Genomic DNA, 16,576 nt, shown 5'->3' on the forward strand with positions numbered 1-16,576 from the left:
GCCCGGCCACTACATGCTCTTCCTGCTGGACGAGAAGGGGGTACCGAGCGCGGCCAAATGGGTGTCCCTGCGCTGAACGAAACGAACGGGAGCGACGGCCCGGCCTGGAATCCGGATCCCCGGATTCCAGGCCGGGCCGGCACTCGCGCCGGACAGGTGTGAATCAGCCAAGTGCTTTCGTCCCCGTCTGCGCGCCTGTGCGCTGCGGGACAACGGCTGGCGATGACCGTCACCACCACCGCCCCGGAACCGCGACCGGACGGCTACAGCCCCTTCGCCCACCTCACCGTCCAGAACGCGGCTCTCTACCGTCAGGCGATGCGGGTGTTCGTCATCGCCAAGCAGCGGTTCGCGGTGCTTCTGCGGCCGGAGGAGGTGCACGCCGCGTTGCCGGCCGAGGCGCGAACCGCCGAGCTGGACGCGGTGGAGGCCATGAGCGTCGCCGCCAGCACATCACGCGCGCCGAACGCCAAGTCACTCACCAGCAGTTGCAGGACGAAGGCCGGCAAGATGGCCAGACCGACGGCGCGGTGCGCGCCCTCCTCGAAGAGCCCGATCTGGAAACAGCCGACGATCACCGAGGCGATGGCCACGGAGTAGAAGCCCAGTGGCATGGGCGAGGCGATGGGCCGCAGATTGACGCGCGTCATCCGGCGCAGGCCGGGTTCCAGGTGCCTCCCCCCGTCGGCCGGGCCGTGCTCCGGCACCGTGGCGGGCGCCGGTTCGGGCTCAGCCATCGGCCAGCGCCCGCTCCAGGACGCGGACGGCGAGCTCGATTGCGGACGCTGCCGCCCGGGTTCCGCGCAGTGCGTCCAGCATGACGAAGTCGTGGATGATGCCCTGGTAGCGCACTGCCGTGACGGGCACGCCCGCGGCACGCAGCTTGTTCGCGTACGCCTCGCCCTCGTCCCGCAGGACGTCCGCCTCCGCGGTGATCACCAGCGCCGGGGGCAGGCCGGTGAGCTGGTCGGTGGTGGCGCGCAGCGGGGAGGCGGTGATCTCCGCCCGCTGTGCCTCGTCCGTCGTGTACTGGTCCCAGAACCACTGCATCCCGTCGCGGCGCAGGAAGTAGCCCTCGGCGAACTGGTGGTAGGAGCCGGTGTCGAAGGCGGCGTCGGTGACGGGGTAGAAGAGGACCTGCTGGCGCAGGTCCAGGCCGCCGCGCTCCTTGGCCATGAGGGTGAGGGCGATGCTCATGTTGCCGCCGACGGAGTCCCCGGCGACCGCGATCCGGGTGGCGTCCAGGCCGTGGCCGGCGCCGTCGGTGACGACCCAGCGGGCCACCGTCCAGTTCTGCTCGATGGCGACCGGGTAGCGGTGCTCCGGGGAGAGGCCGTACTCGGGGAAGACTATGGCCGCGCCGGTTCCCACGGCGAGTTCGCGTACGAGGCGGTCGTGGGTATGGGCGTTGCCGAACACCCAGCCGGCTCCGTGGATGTAGACGATCACCGGGAGCGGCTCGGATGCCCCCGTCGGGCGGACGATTCGCGCGCGGACCGAGCCGGTGGGGCCGCCGGGGACGGTCACCCACTCCTCGTCGACGGCGGGTTCGGCGATGTCACCGGACTGGACTTCGTCGACGGCCTTGCGGCCCTCGGCCGGCGGGATCTGGAACAGGAACGGCGGCTTCGCAGTGGCCTCCGCGAATGCGGCCGCGGCGGGTTCCAGGACCGGACGAGCACTCTTCTCAGTCATGTCGGACTCTCCAAGGCGTAGGGCATCGAGGGCTGGTGACCCTCGGCGGTCGTCGTGCCCGCCGCCTGGCAGGCACACCAGGAAGGTAATGCACGATTAAGTCGTGCACAACTTAATCGAGCACGCTATGGTCGCGCGCGCTTCGAATAGTAGGATGAGAAGCCGGGGATCCGAGCCGATGGCAGCAGCGGACCAGGCGGAAGCAGAGGGAAACGGCGACATGGCGAAGGCGGCGACAGTGCAGGCGGAAGGCGACTCGCTCAGGCTGGAGGACCAGCTCTGCTTCGCCCTCTACGCCGCCTCACGTGCGGTCACGGCGAGCTATCGGCCCCTGCTGGACGAACTGGGACTGACCTACCCGCAGTATCTGGTGATGCTCGCCCTCTGGGAGCGGGACTCCCTCTCCGTACGGGACCTGGGCGCCGCGCTCCAGCTGGAGTCCAGCACGCTCTCCCCGCTGCTCAAGCGCCTTGAAGCAAACGGCCTGGTCCTGCGCGAGCGGCGCGTGGACGACGAGCGCTCGGTCGCCGTGCGCCTCACCGAGGCTGGTGCGGCCCTTCAGGGCAAGGCCCGGACCGTCCCGCTCGCCATCGGCGATGCGATGAACCTGACTCCGGAACAGGACGCCACCGCCAGATACCTGCTCCGCCTGATCACGGCGAACGTCACCGCAGGTGAGCGCCGCTCTTGACCTCGGCCGCCGGGTCTTCCCCGAGCACGCACTCCGTCGGTACCCGAACACCACAGTCAGACGGGCTTGTTCACCCCGCCGCTGCGCAGCTTCTCGACCGCCGGACAGAGCACGGTGCCCTCGATGAACGGCAACGGTCCCTCGTGGTCGATCCACGCAACCCGGCGGGTCAACCGGGACCCGGTCCGAGCGGAGTCGGCCCAGTACCTCGATCGGCAGATCGCCGAGTGCTCCGTCTCCGGGCGTGTGGAGCAGCGAAGCAGCCGGTAGCGCTAAGCACTTGATCTTGCTCTTGAGGACTCGGAAACGCGACTGAAGCGCTGGCTGCCCACCTGCCAGGCCCTTCACGTGTGTGAGGGGATTCAGCCGTGTTCTTCCTCCTCGGATTCCATGTGCCGGATTCCCTGGTGGGTGAGGGTGACCATCGCGGGGGTGTTGCCGGGTTCCCAGTCGACGGTGATCAGTCCTTCGCCCGCCAGGTAGGTGCAGGCGGCGGCCAGGTCCTGTTCCGGTACGTGGAGGTCGCGCCGCAGCTGTGCTCCGGTGATGCCGAGGAGGCGGTTGCCTTCGACGGCTTCGTACAGGACCCGGAGCACCTGGTCGCGGTAGGTCTTGCGTTCGCGCAGTGTGGCCATGACCGCTTCCTTTCGTGAGGGGGGTGGAGTGGGCTCCGGGGCCGGTCGGGGATTCTCAGATCTCGTCGGAGTGTGCGCCGGTGCCGGCCGGGGTCCTACGCGGAGGCGGGCACGGCCGTCGTGGGCGGGTGAGGAGGCCGGCGGGTCGGGGCGCCGAGGCGCCCCGACCGCTGCCCCCGGTCGGAGGAAGGTCTGTTCCTCACCGGTCGGCACCCGTGTGGTGGGCTCGACGACCGGTGTCGTCCGGCAGGCCGGGAGGCCTCGGCAGGGGGTCACTGAAGCGGTAGGCCTCGATCCGCGCATCGTGCTGCGCGTTCAACAGGTGGATCCAGCGCATTCCGACGCCGATCATGAGGATGATCACCACGATGAGGACGATCGTCTCCACGAAGCTCACCTCCAGCCGTTCGCGGACAGTGGGAGGGCGCTTCGTCCGAACGGCTCCCCGAAGGTGGACATGCAGGCCCCGCCCTCGTCCTCCCAGGTGGCTTCCCGGCGGCGGGCGTCGCGGATGCCGCGCCCGATGACGACTTCGTTGGCCATCAGGACCCCCGCGGCCAGGACACTGCCCGGGATCGCGGCGGCGGCCAGCAGCCGGGCCGCAGCCGCCGGCTCGGTCTCCGGCGGGATCACCAGGAGATCCCAGCGGCCGACGGTGTAGGAGAGCAGGATCAGCTTGTCGGGGTCCTGCTCGGTGAACCAGCCCACATGCAGCACACGCCCGGCCACGGCAACCGTACGCGGGACGACCGGCCAGCGGCCGGGGTTCACACTGACGCGCGTGATGCGCCCCCAGGGCTCCTCCAGAGCGGCGGCCAGCGCCGGGAGCTCGGCTTCGAGGTCACGCGAGTACGGCCACCAGGCACCGTCCAGCTGACCTGCGAGGGTGGTCTTCGGCGTGAGGGACAAGCGTGCCGGGAGCTCTGCGGCGAGGTCGCGGGGCGCGGTCCGGTCGAGGGTGGTGGTCATGATGCGGACCTGCCCCCGGACTGCCCGTCGGCAGCCCGGTTTTTAGGCGATCGCCGGAAATGACACCCGCGTGAAGCCGGTGCTCGAAGTACTTCCGGTGCTTCAACTGTACGCCTGCTCGATGGGCAATGACCGGTTTGACCAGGTATTTTTCGGCGGAGGCGCTGTGGAGAGCGACGGTGCGGGCGGCGGTAGTACCGTGGAACGACGGCGGGCTCGCGTACGTCGCAGGTCGGCATCGGTGCTGACCTGCCATGAGGCGCGGCCGCACTCCGTGGACGGGCGGATCCAGATGGCTGACTCCGGCATTCCCGACAGGCCATCACTGCTCCTGCCGGACGCGATCCACCAGGCGGTCAAACCTGGCACGGCCCTGCTGCGGCTGGAGACCACGCGGTCTCGGGAGGGGCTCCTGGACGGTGCGTGGTGGCCCCGCACCCGCGACATCGAGGCCGAGCTGCCTGCGCTGATCAGCGTGTTGACCGGGCATCTCGGGCCGATCACCCGCGTGGGCGTGGACGCGTCGGCTTGGAACGGCCTCCCGACCCGCATGGTCATCGACGGCCAGGTCGTGCACCTCGACGCCGACCCGGTCGGCGACGACACCGTCCTCATCACCCGCGGCCACAACGACCACTTCGCCCTGCTGGTGGTTCCTCCGGACACCACCGCCGACGCCGCCCGTGAAGCGATGGCCCGCGCAGTCCGCGCCGACAACATCACCGAGGCCGCTCAGATCGTCATCGCCACCACACCCGAACCTGAGTAGGGCCAGGTCGTTGACCTGGGAGTACTGAAGAGCAGCTGGCGAGACCGGCCGGGCACTCCAGACGCCTGGCCGCCGGACGCCACGTCCCCGACCACAGCCAGTAGCACGAAGGTGATCACTTCCGGGCCTCTCGCAGGCAGCCGTCTGGGCTACGGGCCGCAGCCTGCAGACGGGTCGAAGCGGTCAGTTGGTCCCCGCTGACCGTCTGCGTGGGCGGTGCTGTCCCGTTCGGGTCAGGCTGGGTTGACGTGGGGGCGTTCAGTCGAGGACCGCGAGGTGGTCGGCGGCGCCCCCGCGCCATTCGATCATGAAGAGGGTGGCGTCGTCGCTGGTGTGCCCGCCTCGTTCGCTCTTCAGCGTGTGGGAGAGCCGGCGCAGGTCTGCCCGCATCCCCTCCGACGGCTTTTCCCCGAGGAGGTTGACGCAGCGGATGAGGCGTTCCTCGCCGAACTGCTCCCCGCCGGTGACGTGTTCTTCGATGATGCCGTCGGTGTAGCAGAGCACGCGGTCGCCTTGCCGGAGTGTGTGCTCTCTGATCCGGGGCTCCTCGCCGCCGAAGCCGACGGGCAGCGTCGTCGCGCTGTCCAGCTGCCGCAGGACCTTGCCGTCGCGGATCAGCAGCGGCGCGGGGTGGCCCGCGTTGACCAGCTCCAGCTCACCGGTGGCGATGTTCAGGTGCATCAGCTGGGCGGTGACGAAGTGGTCGGGACCGAACTGCCGGGAGATGGCGTCGTCCATGTACGTGTACTTCTCGGCCAGGCTGACGAACACGCGCCGGGCATGCCGGTAGGCGCCGATGGCCACGGTCGCCATCACGGCGGCGTTCAGGCCGTGGCCCATCGCGTCGATCACGGCCACGTGGAGGATGTTGTCGTTGAGGGCGTAGTCGAAGCTGTCTCCGGCGACGCGGTAGGCGGGCTCCAGCATGCCGGCCACCGCGACCTGCGGCACGGTCATCGTCAGCGGCGGCAGCAGGCCCCACTGGATCTCCGCGGACACGCTCATCGGCTCCCGGCGCCGGGCCAGGAAGAACTGGTCGGTGTAGGCGTTCTTGGTGACCAGCAGGTCGGCGACCAGGCCCGCGAGCCGGCGCAGCAGGCGCCGGTCGTCCTCGCCGACGTCGTCCAGGGTGAGGGCCATGACGCCCACCGTGTCGCTGCCGTCCAGCAGCGGCAGGTACATCCGGACGCCGCCGCGGGCCAGCGGCACCTCGACGGCCTTCCCACGCAGAAAAGCCCGGCCAGCCGGGGAGTCGATCACCGGCTGGGGCTGACTGACGTGCAGCTTCCTGCCCGGCAGCGGCACCAGCAACTCCTGCGCATAGTCCTGGAGCAGGATGGAGACATCACGCCCTCCGACCCTGCCCACCTCCTCCGCGATCAACGGAGCGATCAGCTGCGGCGGCAGATGCGGCGCCCGGTCCAGCAACAGGCCGAGCAGCCGCTCACCGAAACCCTCCGACCGGTCCACTCTCTCTTCGTCCATGACCTGCCCCGCCACCTCATTTAACACCCAGCCACGCCGGTCACCGCCTGCACACAAAGTGACCTGGGGAGCCGCCGGAGCGGCTCATTGCGCCATGCGTGGCATGTCGGCCCACGCTGATCGCAGGGGAAGTCCTTGCCCCGACTTCTTTCGCCGTTGTCGCTGGGAGGGCAGACCCTCAGAACGAAGGTAGTGAATGGAGCCGGCAACCACGCCACCTGGAACTCAAGGGGCGACGTCATAGGCAGACGTGCGTTCCGTTGAACGCCGTGTACGAGCAGGCGTCTGCCGAGGCGTGGGGAAAGGACCCAAGAAGGACAGCGGCGTAATTGTCAGCCAGAGGCCGCCGTGAGTTGGCGCCGACGCCTTCCCGGACCCGGTAGGTATGCAGGCGAGCCCTCGGTTCGACGGTAGCGGGCCGTTCGGCCGCGGCCTGGGTGCCCTACCGGGACCGCCGCGTCCTGCTGGAGAACCTGGTCTCCGGACGTGCACTCACAACCCCGTGGACGCTGTGCCCAACGACCACGGACCTGGCCATGGCGCGGGAACGGCTTCGGTCCTGGACAGACGCCCGCATGGTGCCTGTGTTCGGAGTCGGGGGTGGCCGTGGCCGAGGGGCCGTTCGCGGTCGGTGAGCGAAGCCCCGCTCGCGCACCGGCACCTGACACCTGTGTGGCGTCGCCGTACCCGTCATTGCCGAGTGCTGTTGCTCGACACCCCGCTGGGCAACGGTCAACCGTTCGCGGAGAGAAGGACGCCCCGCGCATCCCTGGAGCCGGCCGTGTTCGTGCTGGTCCTGCACGCCTTTTCGTAGCGGGCACGTGCGGATTGCTCTGCTGCAGGCAACACCGCACCCCCGTAGTCATCCGATCGAGCGAAACCAGCCGCTCCGACCGAGCCGCTGCGCCCGCGGCACCGAAACCAGCGCTGAGGCCCGATGGCAGTGCCTCTCCGGAGCCCGAGACGGGCTTCGGGTTCCCTTCCTGACCTTTGGAGGCAGTCATGTCCCGTGTTCTCAAGTGTGTTGTGCTGGCCCTCACCACCGCGGCCGCCGTGCTCGGTGCCGGATCAGCGGCTTCCGCCGACGCCGGCGCTCAGGGTGTGGCCGCCTACTCGCCGGGCGTCGGCTCGGGCAACCTGATCCAGATCCCGATCCACATCCCGGTCAACGCCTGCGGCAACTCCATCAGTGTCATCGGGCTGCTGAACCCCACCTTCGGCAACACCTGCGTCAACGCCTGAGCCCCCACCCACTCCGGCCCGTTGCCTGCAACGGGGAGTCACGGGCCGGACGATCCCCGCTCGACGCGCTCGGGAGTGCCAGTCGTACTCCGCGCCCTGACGGGTGAGCGCGGTTGAGGGGGATCCGCTGCGGGTGGCGGTCGGCACCGCCACCCGCAGTACCCGCCCGCTTCGGACAGGACAAACGCCTTCGCCGGAGGATGACCAATCCGCCGGACGGAGCCAAGCGAATGGCAAATGTGAGCACCTCCCGCACGCCCTTCACCCGCGGCGCGCTGGGCGCCGTGTCCGGTCTGCCGGCCGGATACGCGGCGCTGGCGGTGGCCGAGCTGGTGGCCTCGCTGGTGCGGCCGCAGGCCGGACCTGTGACCGTCGTGGGCGGTGCCGCCATCGACCGAACACCGGCCGCGGTCAAGGACTTCGCGATCCGCACCTTCGGCGAGAACGACAAGCTCGTCCTGCAGCTCGGCAGCCTCGCCGTCCTCGGGCTCCTCGGCGTCGTCCCCGGGACGGGCACTGACAGGCCGACGCGGCCAGGGCGCAGTGGCCTCCCGGGCCGCGGTCGAGCTACCCGCACCGGCATCCCCGGCCCAGCCGCTCCCCAAAGGAGTCCAGCTGAAAGCGGTGGGCATCAGCTCCTTCACCACCCGGAACAAGGACTTCTACCGCGTCGACACCGCGCTGGTCGTCCCCAAGGTGGACGCGCGGGCCCCCGGCGGCCGCGCATCCGCGGGAAGGGTGTCACCCGCCCCCGCACCTACACGTTCCGGGAACTGCTGGACCGGCCGCCCATCGAGCGCGACATCACCTTGACCTGTGTCTCCAACGAGGTTGGCGGCCCCTGGATCGGCCACGCATGCTGGCTCGGCGTGCGCTTGGTCGACCTGCTCCGGGAGTGCGGCGTCAAGCCGCCGTCCAGCGGTGGAAAGTCGACCACGGCTTTCCCGTACGCATGCTCGTCCCCGGCCTGAACGGATACGTGTCGGCCTGCAAGTGGATCGAGGAGATCGAGCTCAGCACCTTCGACTCCTACGACCCGTACTGGGTCAAACGCAAGTGGGCCCGCAAGGCACCGATCAAGACCCAGGCCCGTATCGACACCCCCCGGCCCTTCGGCCGGCCCGCAGCCGGAACCGTGACGATCGCCGGCTTCGCATCGGCCCGGCACCGCGGCATCCAGCGCGTGGAGGTCCGCATCGACGACGGACCCTGGCAAGACGCGGACCTTGCCCCCCAGGCCACCGTCGACACCTGGCGCCAGTGGTCCTTCCCCTGGAATGCCAATCCCGGCGGTCGCAGATCCTCATGTCCAGCACGCTCCGTTTCCGCCGCACCGCCGCACCGCCGCACCGCCTCGCCGCCGCCGCGGCCGCCGTCCTGCCATTCGCCCTCGCTGCCTGCTCCGACTCCGGCAGCGACTCTTCCTCCGGATCCGCCGCAGACAAGAGCAGCGATGCTCCCGACGCCTCCCGGCCCGCGACGTCGGACGCTTCGATGGCGATGGACAAGCCGTTCGGCCCGGCCTGCGCCGGGGTTCCCGCTGAGGGCGCGGGCTCCTTCGACGGCATGGCCAAGGCCCCGGTCGCCACCGCCGCCTCAAACAACCCGGCCCTTTCCACCCTCGTCGCCGCCGTCGACCAGGCCGGCCTGGTCGACACCCTCAACAACGCCAAGAACATCACGGTCTTCGCCCCGAACGCGCTTCGTGGGCCGGATCTCCCCCCCCGGGGTCCGGCTCACGGCCTTGTCCCTGTCCGCGGTGAACAGGCCATGTGCACGCGCAGGTTCACGCTGTCGCAGGTCGGTCGGACCGGCTGGTGCGGGCACGGGACGGAGAAGAGGCTTGCGTGCCGCCGCGACGTACTCAGCCCCAGGTACCGCCTTGTCCTGGCCATCCGGAGCTCGGGCGCGGCCGCCCCCAAACGGCCGCGCCCGAGGTGTGTGGCGGCTAGCGCCCCTGGTTCAGGGGCAGAGCGATGTCGGTGACTTGCTGCCGGCTCGGGAACGTGCCCCGGCTGGTGGCCTTGCCGTTGAGGATGTTGATCTCATACAGGCTGTAGGAGCTGCCCGTGCCGAGGGTGGCGAAGCCCTTGTTCGTGCCGGTCTTGGCGTTGTAGTAGATGTCGAAGCCGGCGTCCAGGGCGGCGTCCACACCAAGGTTGCCGGTGGGGGCGAGGGTGCCGGCGTTGGCCGGGGACTGCAGGGAGATCCGGTTGGCCATCGTGTCGACGTCGAAGAGGGTCGTCGCGGTTGCCGGGTTCAGGTCGTTGTTGGTGTAGGCGGCGCCGGTGACTCCCATGGCGGTGGAGGGCGGGGTGGTGGGGTTGGTCAGGGCGCCGTCGACAGTGGTGCCCAGAAGGGCCGCGGCGTCGTCGATGTTGTGGCGCAGGTTCTGGCCGGTGTCGGAGATGACGCGCAGCCGGTTGGCGGCGGGATTGAAGTCGACGCCGAACTGCCCACCCGACAGGGGGACGGTGAGCTGGGACACCTTCGTGGCCCTGGCGTTGTTGGTATTGAGGGTGTAGATGCCGCCACGGTCGCCGACGCCGTAAAGCTGCTCGTTCTGCACACGGAAGTCGATGCCAACGAGCTTGGTGTCACCCTGCAGGCCCGACACCCTGCCCAGCGCCTGGGTCTTGGACGGCTGGTCGACGTCGAATTCCACCAGGCGCTGGTCGGAGGTCAGTCCGATCGCGGTCAGACCCCTGTGGTCCATGGCCGGCAGGGTCTGCGCCGGGGGGTCGATGTCGGAGACCGAGGCGAGGGCAGGGGTCGTGCAGACCGCCGCGAGGACGGCGGAGAGGGCGATGACAGTGCTGCGAGTACGCATGTTCACCTTTCGCATGGCTGATGGCCCGACCAGGGTGGTGGCAGGCCCAGCGCTACTTCGGAGGCGCCGTGCTTACGGATGCTCCCGGACCGGGGAGACCACCCCAACGGCGCAGTGTCGGACGGCACTGGCTGCCTTGACGCGCAGAAACCCGCCGGAAGCGTTCGCCCGCCGAGTGGGACACGAGCAGCCGAGAACGCCTCTGGCGGGCTCTCGAGCCCAGCACCCGTCAATCCAGGCTGCCGCAGGATCGGTCAGGGCTGGTGCATCCGCCGCGTGCTGACGCCGGACCCCGCCTGGTGGCGAGACGCGTCACCCGGACGTCACTGCGGCGGAGGGGTGGCCGGGCTGTGACCCGCAGAAGAGGCGTCAACCGTGATCACAGCCCGACGGCGGAAGGAGGCGTGGACATCCTGCCGCATGGAATCAGCGTGCCCGCAGCGGAACGGATGTGCTGGTGTGGCTGGCCGCAGAGCGCGCGACAGGCCCCGAACGGCCGTCTCGGCTTCGGTCTCCTTACGGTCCCCGTCCGCCGACCGACGACACGGTCTCGGTCCTGCCGCACCACCAGGAGATGCCCTCACGCATGCGCAGGGCCAATCCGGCCGCGGTCATGTCGCGAATCACCCATGAGGAGAATTTCTGCGAGGTGGGACCCGTGACCGACGAAGAGTTCGAAGATCTCATGGCGCAAGCACGGGCGGATGCGCATCGGATCTCCTTTCCCCCTCCGCTCTCAGACGACGATGCCGAGTACGCTTTTCACCCGCAGCACGCGGAGTTCGGAGCGTCCGCTCACTGACGGGCGTACAGTGGCCCTGCCCCCTTGGCCCCCCGGAAATGGGGTGCGCATCGGGTGCCCCTGGAGACAGCCGAAGCGACCAAATGCGGCCCCGCACCGCAGCCCGCCGGACCGGCAGCCTCTGAGGCCCCGTACCGGCCGTGTATGCGGCGCACCAGGCCGACCGGGCGACGCATCCGCCTAGGGCGTTTCCTGTGGATCATCTGATCGTTAGTTGATGTGTGTCGTTGACCGATGCCCAGTGGGAACGTATCGAGCCGTTGTTGCCGGATCGGACACCTCGGCGGGGTGGGCGGTGGCGGGATCACCGGCAGGTGATCGACGCGATCGCGTTCAAGTACCGCACCGGAACGCCTTGGATGGACCTGCCCGGACGGTTCGGGTCGTGGAAGGGCGTCCACAACCGGCTGCGGACATGGGCCGCCGACGGCACCTGGGAGAAGGTGTTCACCGCTCTCCTCGCTCAGGCGGACATCGAGGGGGATCTGGACTGGGTGGTCTCAGTCGACTCCACGATCGTGCGTGCCCATCAGCACGCCGCAGGGGCCCGTCAAAGGGGGCTCCGGCTGGCGAGCCGCACGATCATGCCCTCGGACGGTCCCGCGGCGGGTTGACCACGAAGATTCACACCTCGCAGCAGACGGCCACTGCCGACCCCTGGCCTTCGTCGTCACGCCCGGTCAGGCCGGGGACGCTCCCGCATTCGAGCACGTCATGGATCAGATCCGGGTGCCGCGGCAGACCGGGCGGCCCAGAACCACGCCGGACGCGGTCCTGGCCGACAAGGCCTACTCATCCCGCGCAATCCGCCACTACTTGCGGCGTCGCGGCATCCGAGCGGTGATCCCGCAGCCGGCCGACCAGGCTGCGAACCGCAAGCGGTTGGGCACCCGGGGCGGCAGACCCCCGGCCTTCGACCGCGAGGCATACAAGCGCCGAAACACGGTCGAACGCTGCATCAACCAGCTAAAACAGTGGCGCGGCCTTGCCACTCGCTATGACAAGAACGCTACCGTCTACCTGGCCGGACTCCACCTCGCCGCCATCCTCATCTGGTCGGCGAGGTGACGCGAAACCAGCTGGCTAGACCCACCCGTCGTCGAGGTAGATCGTCCAGGTTTCTCTCACTGCCTTCTTCAGTTCGACCATGGCCGCAACGTCCGTGATGACTGCTGGTGCGTCGGACAGGCGCAGCGGGGAGTCCGGGACACCGTTCCGGGTGTAGGTCGGCAACTCGCCGTTACAGCTGAAGGCGTGGAGCGGCAGGGGGTCGGGGTTGAACCATGCGGGGCGATGTTCCTCCGCCCACGCGGCTGCGGCGTCGACGTGGTTCACATGCGCCAGCAGGTACTCGGGGGCGGGCCCGCCGCTGAACTGCACGAGGAAGCCCTCGGTGTCGACGGCCCACCAGTCCCACGTGAATCCAGGTCGAGGGTGTCGCAGGATCGTCGCCATGCCGCCACCGTACCTACGCCGGCACCAGCCTGGTGAAGATGATCCGCAGGAAACGGCCTAGGCCCGGCCACGAGCATCCCCGCCGACGCGGCACAGTCCCCGACCAGCGTCCGGCATGGCGCAGCCCCGGGCAGGAGGTTCCGGGGCCACGCTCAGTCGGCCCGCGCCGGGCTGCTGAGAACACACGGCCACGATGCCAGCGGCCGCTCCTTGGAGTCAGGCGGCTCGCCGTGCGGCGAAGCGGTGGTCCCCAAGATCTGTGCCAGAACCCCGAACTCATCGACATTGATCTTGCGGTGGGGCTCCGGTGGTGGTCCGCGTCCCGCCTGTGTGGGACGTCGGCCGGGCATGGTGCGCGGCGTCGACCGCGGCGGTTGCCGGTTGGCTGGGTTTGTGGGCAGGTGGCCTGACCCACGGGCAAGCTGCTGTACCGGCCTTTCGGTATCGTCGGCGGGCCGGGCATGACCCTGGCGCGGCCCGCCCCCGCCCGCCGCGCGGGCAGTGACCTGAGACGAGGGCGACCCGTTGGGGACGACATGATCTTCGATCAGGGTCGAGCCGGTATTGCCCTCCGGAGTGCCGCAGCGCATCCAGGATGTTGCGTCGGCTGTGGGCACGGAGGCCGATTGCGGATCACCCTCGACCTGACGGCCTTGCGTATCTGTGACTGTGCCGGCCTGGCCGCTGGTGGCCGCCGCCCGCGTGCCGGGGTGCTCCCGCCCCGGCTCCCGCTTGACCCCTGAGTGTCGGGGCGCCTTCCTCGCCGGTGTCGGCCATCCCGGAATTTGTGGGGGCCCGGGCCATCCGAGGCCGCGGAGTGGCTCAGAGGCGCCGTGTCCAGCCGCGTCCGGCTGCGCTAGCGTCGCCCTCCCGAACACCGATGGGGAGGTCTCGTGCGCGCTCTCGTGTATCTGGGTCCCGGCTCCGCCGAACTGCAGGACCGGCCCACCGCCCAACTCGCAACCGGTGATGACGTCGTGGTGGAGATCGTCGGTACGGGGGTCTGCGGTACGGACCGCAAGATCCTGCTCGGGCGGTTCCCGGCCCGGCCGGGCGTGGTGCTCGGGCACGAGTCGGTGGGTGTGGTGCGGGAGACGGGGCCGCAGGTGCGTTCGGTCGGGGTGGGGGACCGGGTGGTGGTCAACCCCACGCTGTACTGCGGTTGGTGCGTCCCGTGTCGTCGGGGAGCGACCAACTTCTGCCGTCACAAGGCCGGGACCGAGGTCGGCGTCGACCGGGACGGCACATACGCGGAGGCCGTGACTCTGCCGGAACGATTCGTCGAACGCGTTCCCGCCGGACTGCCCTTCCGCAGCGCGATCCTGATCGAGCCGCTCGCCTGCGTCCTGAACAACATCAAGGCAGCGTCCTTAACCTTCGACGACACTGTGGTGGTGCTCGGCGCAGGCCCGATCGGGATGCTGACCGCACTCGTCGCCGCCCGCCAGGCGCGCCGGGTCACCATCGCCGAACCGGACGGCTACCGGCTGGAGCATGCCCGCGAACAGTTCACGAACGTCGTGGACGTGGCCGAAACGGACCCGGCCGAAGCCGTGGTGAAGGCCTCGGGCGGCGAGCGTCCCTCCATCGTCTTCGACACCACCGGCACCGGCCTCGACTCGGGGCTCCGGCTGATCGACGACGGCGGCCGGGTCGTGGTGATGGGCTTCGACGACACCTACACCGTGCCGCTGCGCCCGCTTCAGCTCACCAATCGAGGCATCCGGCTGATCGGCGCCGGGGACTACCGGGCCGACATCTTCCCCGTCGCTGTGGGTCTGGCCGCCGAGCTGGGCGGCTCACAACGGCCCGGCGCCGGCACCGTACCGGTCCTGGAGCGGCTGGTGACGCACGAGTTCCCGCTCGAACGTCACGCAGAGGCCTTCGCCGCGCTCGGCGGTCTCACCCGGGGCGGCGGGGACGCCGGCACCGGACGGCCACCGCGCTACGACGCGCTCAAGGTCGTCATCCGCTCGCACTCCGGCCCGGTCGGCGCCGACGGCTGGCCGGTGGGGGAGTGAGCGCGCCGCGGCTCGGGTCGATCGAGTCCGGTGGCACCAAGTTCGTCTGCCTGGTCGGCTCGGCCCCCGACCGGATCGAGGCCGAGATCCGGTTCCCGACCGGCGAACCGGGCCCCACCCTGGCCCGGGCCATCGCCTTCTTCCAGGAGACGGCGGCCGAGACCGGACCGCTGGAGGCGATCGGGATCGCCTCCTTCGGGCCCCTCGAACTGCGCCCGGACCATGCCAAGTTCGGCCATCTCGCCGCCACTCCCAAACCCGGCTGGTCCGGGGTGGACGTCGCCGGTCCGGTCGCCGCCGCGCTCGGCGTGCCGGTGGGCATTGATACCGACGTCAACGGCGCGGCCCTCGGCGAGGGCCGCTGGGGTGCGGCGCGCGGTCTGGACACCTACGTCTACCTCACCGTCGGCACCGGTATCGGCGGCGGCGCGGTGATCGGCGGCAAGGTGGTCAGCGGCCTGGTCCACACCGAGATGGGCCACCTCGCGGTGCCCCGGATCCCGGGCGACGCCTTCCCCGGCTCCTGCCCCTTCCACGGCGACTGCTGGGAGGGGCTGGCGGGCGGCGAGGCGATGGGTGCCCGCTGGGGAAAACCGGCCGAAGAACTGACCGGCGAAACCCTGCGCGAGGCGCTGCGTCTGGAGGCGTCCTACCTGGCCGCGGGGCTGCGCAACATCGTCTACACGACGGCGCCCCAGCGGATCGTGATCGGAGGCGGCGTCGCGGAACTCGCCGGGCTGTTCCCGCTGCTCCGCGCCGAACTGGCCGCGGCACTGGCGGGATACCCCGGGCTGCCCGAGCACGCGGCCGAGGAATTCGTGGTCCCGGCCCGGCTCGGCCGCCTCGCCGGACCGGCGGGCGGACTGGTCCTGGCGGCCGGGGCGGCCGCCGCCGCGCGGCAGCGGCCGTGGTCCGGCCCTGGGCCATCGGGGGGAACGGAGGCATGAGGACGGCCCCGGGCCGGGCAGGCTGGCCGATGTGACGCGCCCCGATCCGGTGGGCCTCCTCGACCCCGCCACCCGCGCCTGGCTGACCCGGCACGCCCTGCCCGGCGCCCGGCTGCACGAGGTGGACTCGCTGCCCGGCGGGTTCACCAACGACATGGCCCTGCTCACGGCCCAGCACGCCGACGCACCGGGAGCGGAGCGCTACGTGCTGCGTCGCTACCGGCCCAGTGGCAGTCGGGTCCCACGCAACACCTGTGCGGTGGAGGTCGCCGTCCTCGGCCGGGCGGCAGCCAGTACCGTCCCGGTGACCACGGTGGTCGCAGCCGATCCGCACGGCCGGGCCACCGGTCGCCCCACCCTGCTCTACCGGTTCGTGGACGGGACCCCGCTCAGCCAGGTACTCGCCGACGGCCCGGTGCGTGGCGAAGCGCGGGCCCTGGGCCGGGCCGTCGGCGCCGTGCTGGCGCGGATCGGCCGGGTCAGGCTGCCCCGCCCGGGCGCCTTCGGCGACTCTTCGCTGGTCCCGGCCCCGGACGGCGCGGTCCCTCTGGGTGACCTGCCCGGTTTCGTCGACCGCTGTCTGTCGACCTCGGCCGCGGACGGGCCGCTGAGCGGGACGGATGCGGCCGCACTGCGTGCCCTGGCCCGCCGGGGGCCCCGGGCACTGGCTGCCGTGGCGGGTGAACGCAGCCTGGTGCACTGCGACTTCAACCCGAAGAACGTCCTGGTCCAACGGCGCGGCGGGCAGTGGGCGGTGGCCGCCGTGCTCGACTGGGAGCTCGCCTTCAGCGGCTCCCCGCTCTTCGACGTCGGGAACATGCTGCGCTTCGCCCACGAGTACCCGCCGGCCTTTACCGCGGGCTTCGTCGAGGGCTTCCGGGACGGGAACGGCCGGCTGCCGGCGGACTGGCTGCGGCTCAGCCGGACGCTGGACCTCTTCGCGCTCGCCGACATCCTCACCGCACCACCCGACCCGGCCTACTTCGCCCGCGCCCGCGCCGCGCTGTGCCGGTCCGCCGCCGACCGGCACTGAGT

The 16,576-nt window shown here is 70.4% G+C and carries 16 protein-coding genes and 3 pseudogenes; 12 read left to right on the forward strand and 7 right to left on the reverse strand.

What is annotated here, in order from left to right; genetic code table 11:
* Together ACFYZ4_RS39090 and ACFYZ4_RS39095 are read left to right on the forward strand one after the other, a co-directional pair.
* On the forward strand, positions 1 to 76 hold a 76-nt coding region (locus ACFYZ4_RS39090; RefSeq protein ID WP_390786126.1), incomplete at its 5' end, for a galactose oxidase-like domain-containing protein.
* 146 nt (positions 77 to 222) lie between these two features.
* On the forward strand, positions 223 to 600 hold the full coding sequence (locus tag ACFYZ4_RS39095) for a DUF2397 family protein (RefSeq protein WP_390786241.1): 378 nt from the start codon (positions 223 to 225) through the stop codon (positions 598 to 600).
* Positions 601 to 729: 129 nt separating this feature from the next.
* Here the strand turns inward: ACFYZ4_RS39095 and ACFYZ4_RS39100 are convergent, their stop codons facing one another.
* On the reverse strand, positions 730 to 1,695 hold the full coding sequence (locus ACFYZ4_RS39100) for an alpha/beta hydrolase (RefSeq protein WP_351304378.1): 966 nt from the start codon (positions 1,693 to 1,695) through the stop codon (positions 730 to 732).
* Between the two features lie 220 nt (positions 1,696 to 1,915).
* On the opposite strand from ACFYZ4_RS39100, the gene ACFYZ4_RS39105 reads away from it, so the two are divergent.
* The gene (locus ACFYZ4_RS39105; RefSeq protein WP_390786273.1) at positions 1,916 to 2,386 is read left to right on the forward strand and encodes a MarR family winged helix-turn-helix transcriptional regulator; all 471 of its coding nucleotides are present in this window, start codon (positions 1,916 to 1,918) and stop codon (positions 2,384 to 2,386) included.
* 362 nt (positions 2,387 to 2,748) lie between these two features.
* Here ACFYZ4_RS39105 and ACFYZ4_RS39110 read toward each other — a convergent pair whose 3' ends face one another.
* The 3 genes from ACFYZ4_RS39110 to ACFYZ4_RS39120 all read right to left on the reverse strand — a co-directional run bounded on the left by ACFYZ4_RS39110 (position 2,749) and on the right by ACFYZ4_RS39120 (position 3,990).
* A complete protein-coding gene (locus tag ACFYZ4_RS39110) occupies positions 2,749 to 3,021 on the reverse strand; it encodes a hypothetical protein (protein WP_351304383.1) in 273 nt (90 codons plus the stop codon).
* A gap of 199 nt (positions 3,022 to 3,220) precedes the next feature.
* Entirely contained in the window at positions 3,221 to 3,409 is a 189-nt protein-coding gene (locus tag ACFYZ4_RS39115) for a hypothetical protein (protein WP_390786242.1), read from the reverse strand.
* A 5-nt stretch (positions 3,410 to 3,414) separates the two neighbouring features.
* Positions 3,415 to 3,990 (reverse strand): DUF5994 family protein, encoded by a 576-nt coding sequence (locus tag ACFYZ4_RS39120; protein ID WP_390786243.1) that lies wholly within the window; start codon positions 3,988 to 3,990, stop codon positions 3,415 to 3,417.
* A gap of 292 nt (positions 3,991 to 4,282) precedes the next feature.
* Here ACFYZ4_RS39120 and ACFYZ4_RS39125 point away from each other — a divergent pair, with 292 nt between their 5' ends.
* On the forward strand, positions 4,283 to 4,759 hold the full coding sequence (locus ACFYZ4_RS39125) for a DUF5994 family protein (RefSeq protein WP_351304420.1): 477 nt from the start codon (positions 4,283 to 4,285) through the stop codon (positions 4,757 to 4,759).
* A gap of 258 nt (positions 4,760 to 5,017) precedes the next feature.
* Here ACFYZ4_RS39125 and ACFYZ4_RS39130 read toward each other — a convergent pair whose 3' ends face one another.
* Positions 5,018 to 6,244 carry a PP2C family protein-serine/threonine phosphatase gene (locus ACFYZ4_RS39130; protein WP_351304417.1) on the reverse strand — a complete coding sequence of 409 codons (1,227 nt, stop codon included), beginning with the start codon at positions 6,242 to 6,244 and terminating at the stop codon, positions 5,018 to 5,020.
* A gap of 1,002 nt (positions 6,245 to 7,246) precedes the next feature.
* Between ACFYZ4_RS39130 and ACFYZ4_RS39135 the strand changes: the two genes are divergently transcribed.
* The 3 genes and pseudogenes from ACFYZ4_RS39135 to ACFYZ4_RS39145 all read left to right on the forward strand — a co-directional run.
* Positions 7,247 to 7,486 (forward strand): chaplin, encoded by a 240-nt coding sequence (locus ACFYZ4_RS39135; protein ID WP_351304414.1) that lies wholly within the window; start codon positions 7,247 to 7,249, stop codon positions 7,484 to 7,486.
* Between the two features lie 230 nt (positions 7,487 to 7,716).
* Positions 7,717 to 8,873, forward strand: a pseudogene (locus ACFYZ4_RS39140) (molybdopterin-dependent oxidoreductase); the annotation flags it as partial.
* Positions 8,792 to 9,292: pseudogene (locus ACFYZ4_RS39145) on the forward strand (fasciclin domain-containing protein); the annotation flags it as partial. The pseudogenes ACFYZ4_RS39140 and ACFYZ4_RS39145, both read left to right, overlap by 82 nt.
* 142 nt (positions 9,293 to 9,434) lie before the next feature.
* Here the strand turns inward: ACFYZ4_RS39145 and ACFYZ4_RS39150 are convergent.
* The gene (locus ACFYZ4_RS39150) at positions 9,435 to 10,316 is read right to left on the reverse strand and encodes a DUF4394 domain-containing protein (protein ID WP_390786244.1); all 882 of its coding nucleotides are present in this window, start codon (positions 10,314 to 10,316) and stop codon (positions 9,435 to 9,437) included.
* Positions 10,317 to 10,974: 658 nt separating this feature from the next.
* On the opposite strand from ACFYZ4_RS39150, the gene ACFYZ4_RS39155 reads away from it, so the two are divergent.
* Together ACFYZ4_RS39155 and ACFYZ4_RS39160 are read left to right on the forward strand one after the other, a co-directional pair.
* Complete coding sequence (locus ACFYZ4_RS39155; protein ID WP_351297437.1) at positions 10,975 to 11,118, forward strand: hypothetical protein; 144 nt, start codon at positions 10,975 to 10,977, stop codon at positions 11,116 to 11,118.
* Positions 11,119 to 11,339: 221 nt separating this feature from the next.
* Positions 11,340 to 12,186, forward strand: a pseudogene (locus tag ACFYZ4_RS39160) (IS5 family transposase).
* Positions 12,187 to 12,201: 15 nt separating this feature from the next.
* Here ACFYZ4_RS39160 and ACFYZ4_RS39165 read toward each other — a convergent pair.
* The gene (locus ACFYZ4_RS39165) at positions 12,202 to 12,573 is read right to left on the reverse strand and encodes a hypothetical protein (protein WP_390786245.1); all 372 of its coding nucleotides are present in this window, start codon (positions 12,571 to 12,573) and stop codon (positions 12,202 to 12,204) included.
* Between the two features lie 893 nt (positions 12,574 to 13,466).
* Here ACFYZ4_RS39165 and ACFYZ4_RS39170 point away from each other — a divergent pair.
* The 3 genes from ACFYZ4_RS39170 to ACFYZ4_RS39180 are packed head-to-tail and all read left to right on the forward strand — an operon-like array spanning position 13,467 to position 16,574.
* Complete coding sequence (locus ACFYZ4_RS39170; RefSeq protein WP_351297434.1) at positions 13,467 to 14,594, forward strand: alcohol dehydrogenase catalytic domain-containing protein; 1,128 nt, start codon at positions 13,467 to 13,469, stop codon at positions 14,592 to 14,594.
* Positions 14,591 to 15,541, forward strand: a complete 951-nt coding sequence (locus tag ACFYZ4_RS39175) for an ROK family protein (protein ID WP_390786246.1) — start codon at positions 14,591 to 14,593, stop codon at positions 15,539 to 15,541. Before ACFYZ4_RS39170 ends, ACFYZ4_RS39175 begins: the two co-directional genes overlap by 4 nt.
* A gap of 31 nt (positions 15,542 to 15,572) precedes the next feature.
* Positions 15,573 to 16,574 carry a phosphotransferase gene (locus tag ACFYZ4_RS39180; protein ID WP_390786247.1) on the forward strand — a complete coding sequence of 334 codons (1,002 nt, stop codon included), beginning with the start codon at positions 15,573 to 15,575 and terminating at the stop codon, positions 16,572 to 16,574.
* Positions 16,575 to 16,576 lie beyond the last annotated feature (2 nt).

The sequence above is a fragment of the Streptomyces sp. NPDC001513 genome, assembly GCF_042894695.1.
Classification (GTDB): Bacteria; Actinomycetota; Actinomycetes; order Streptomycetales; family Streptomycetaceae; genus Streptomyces.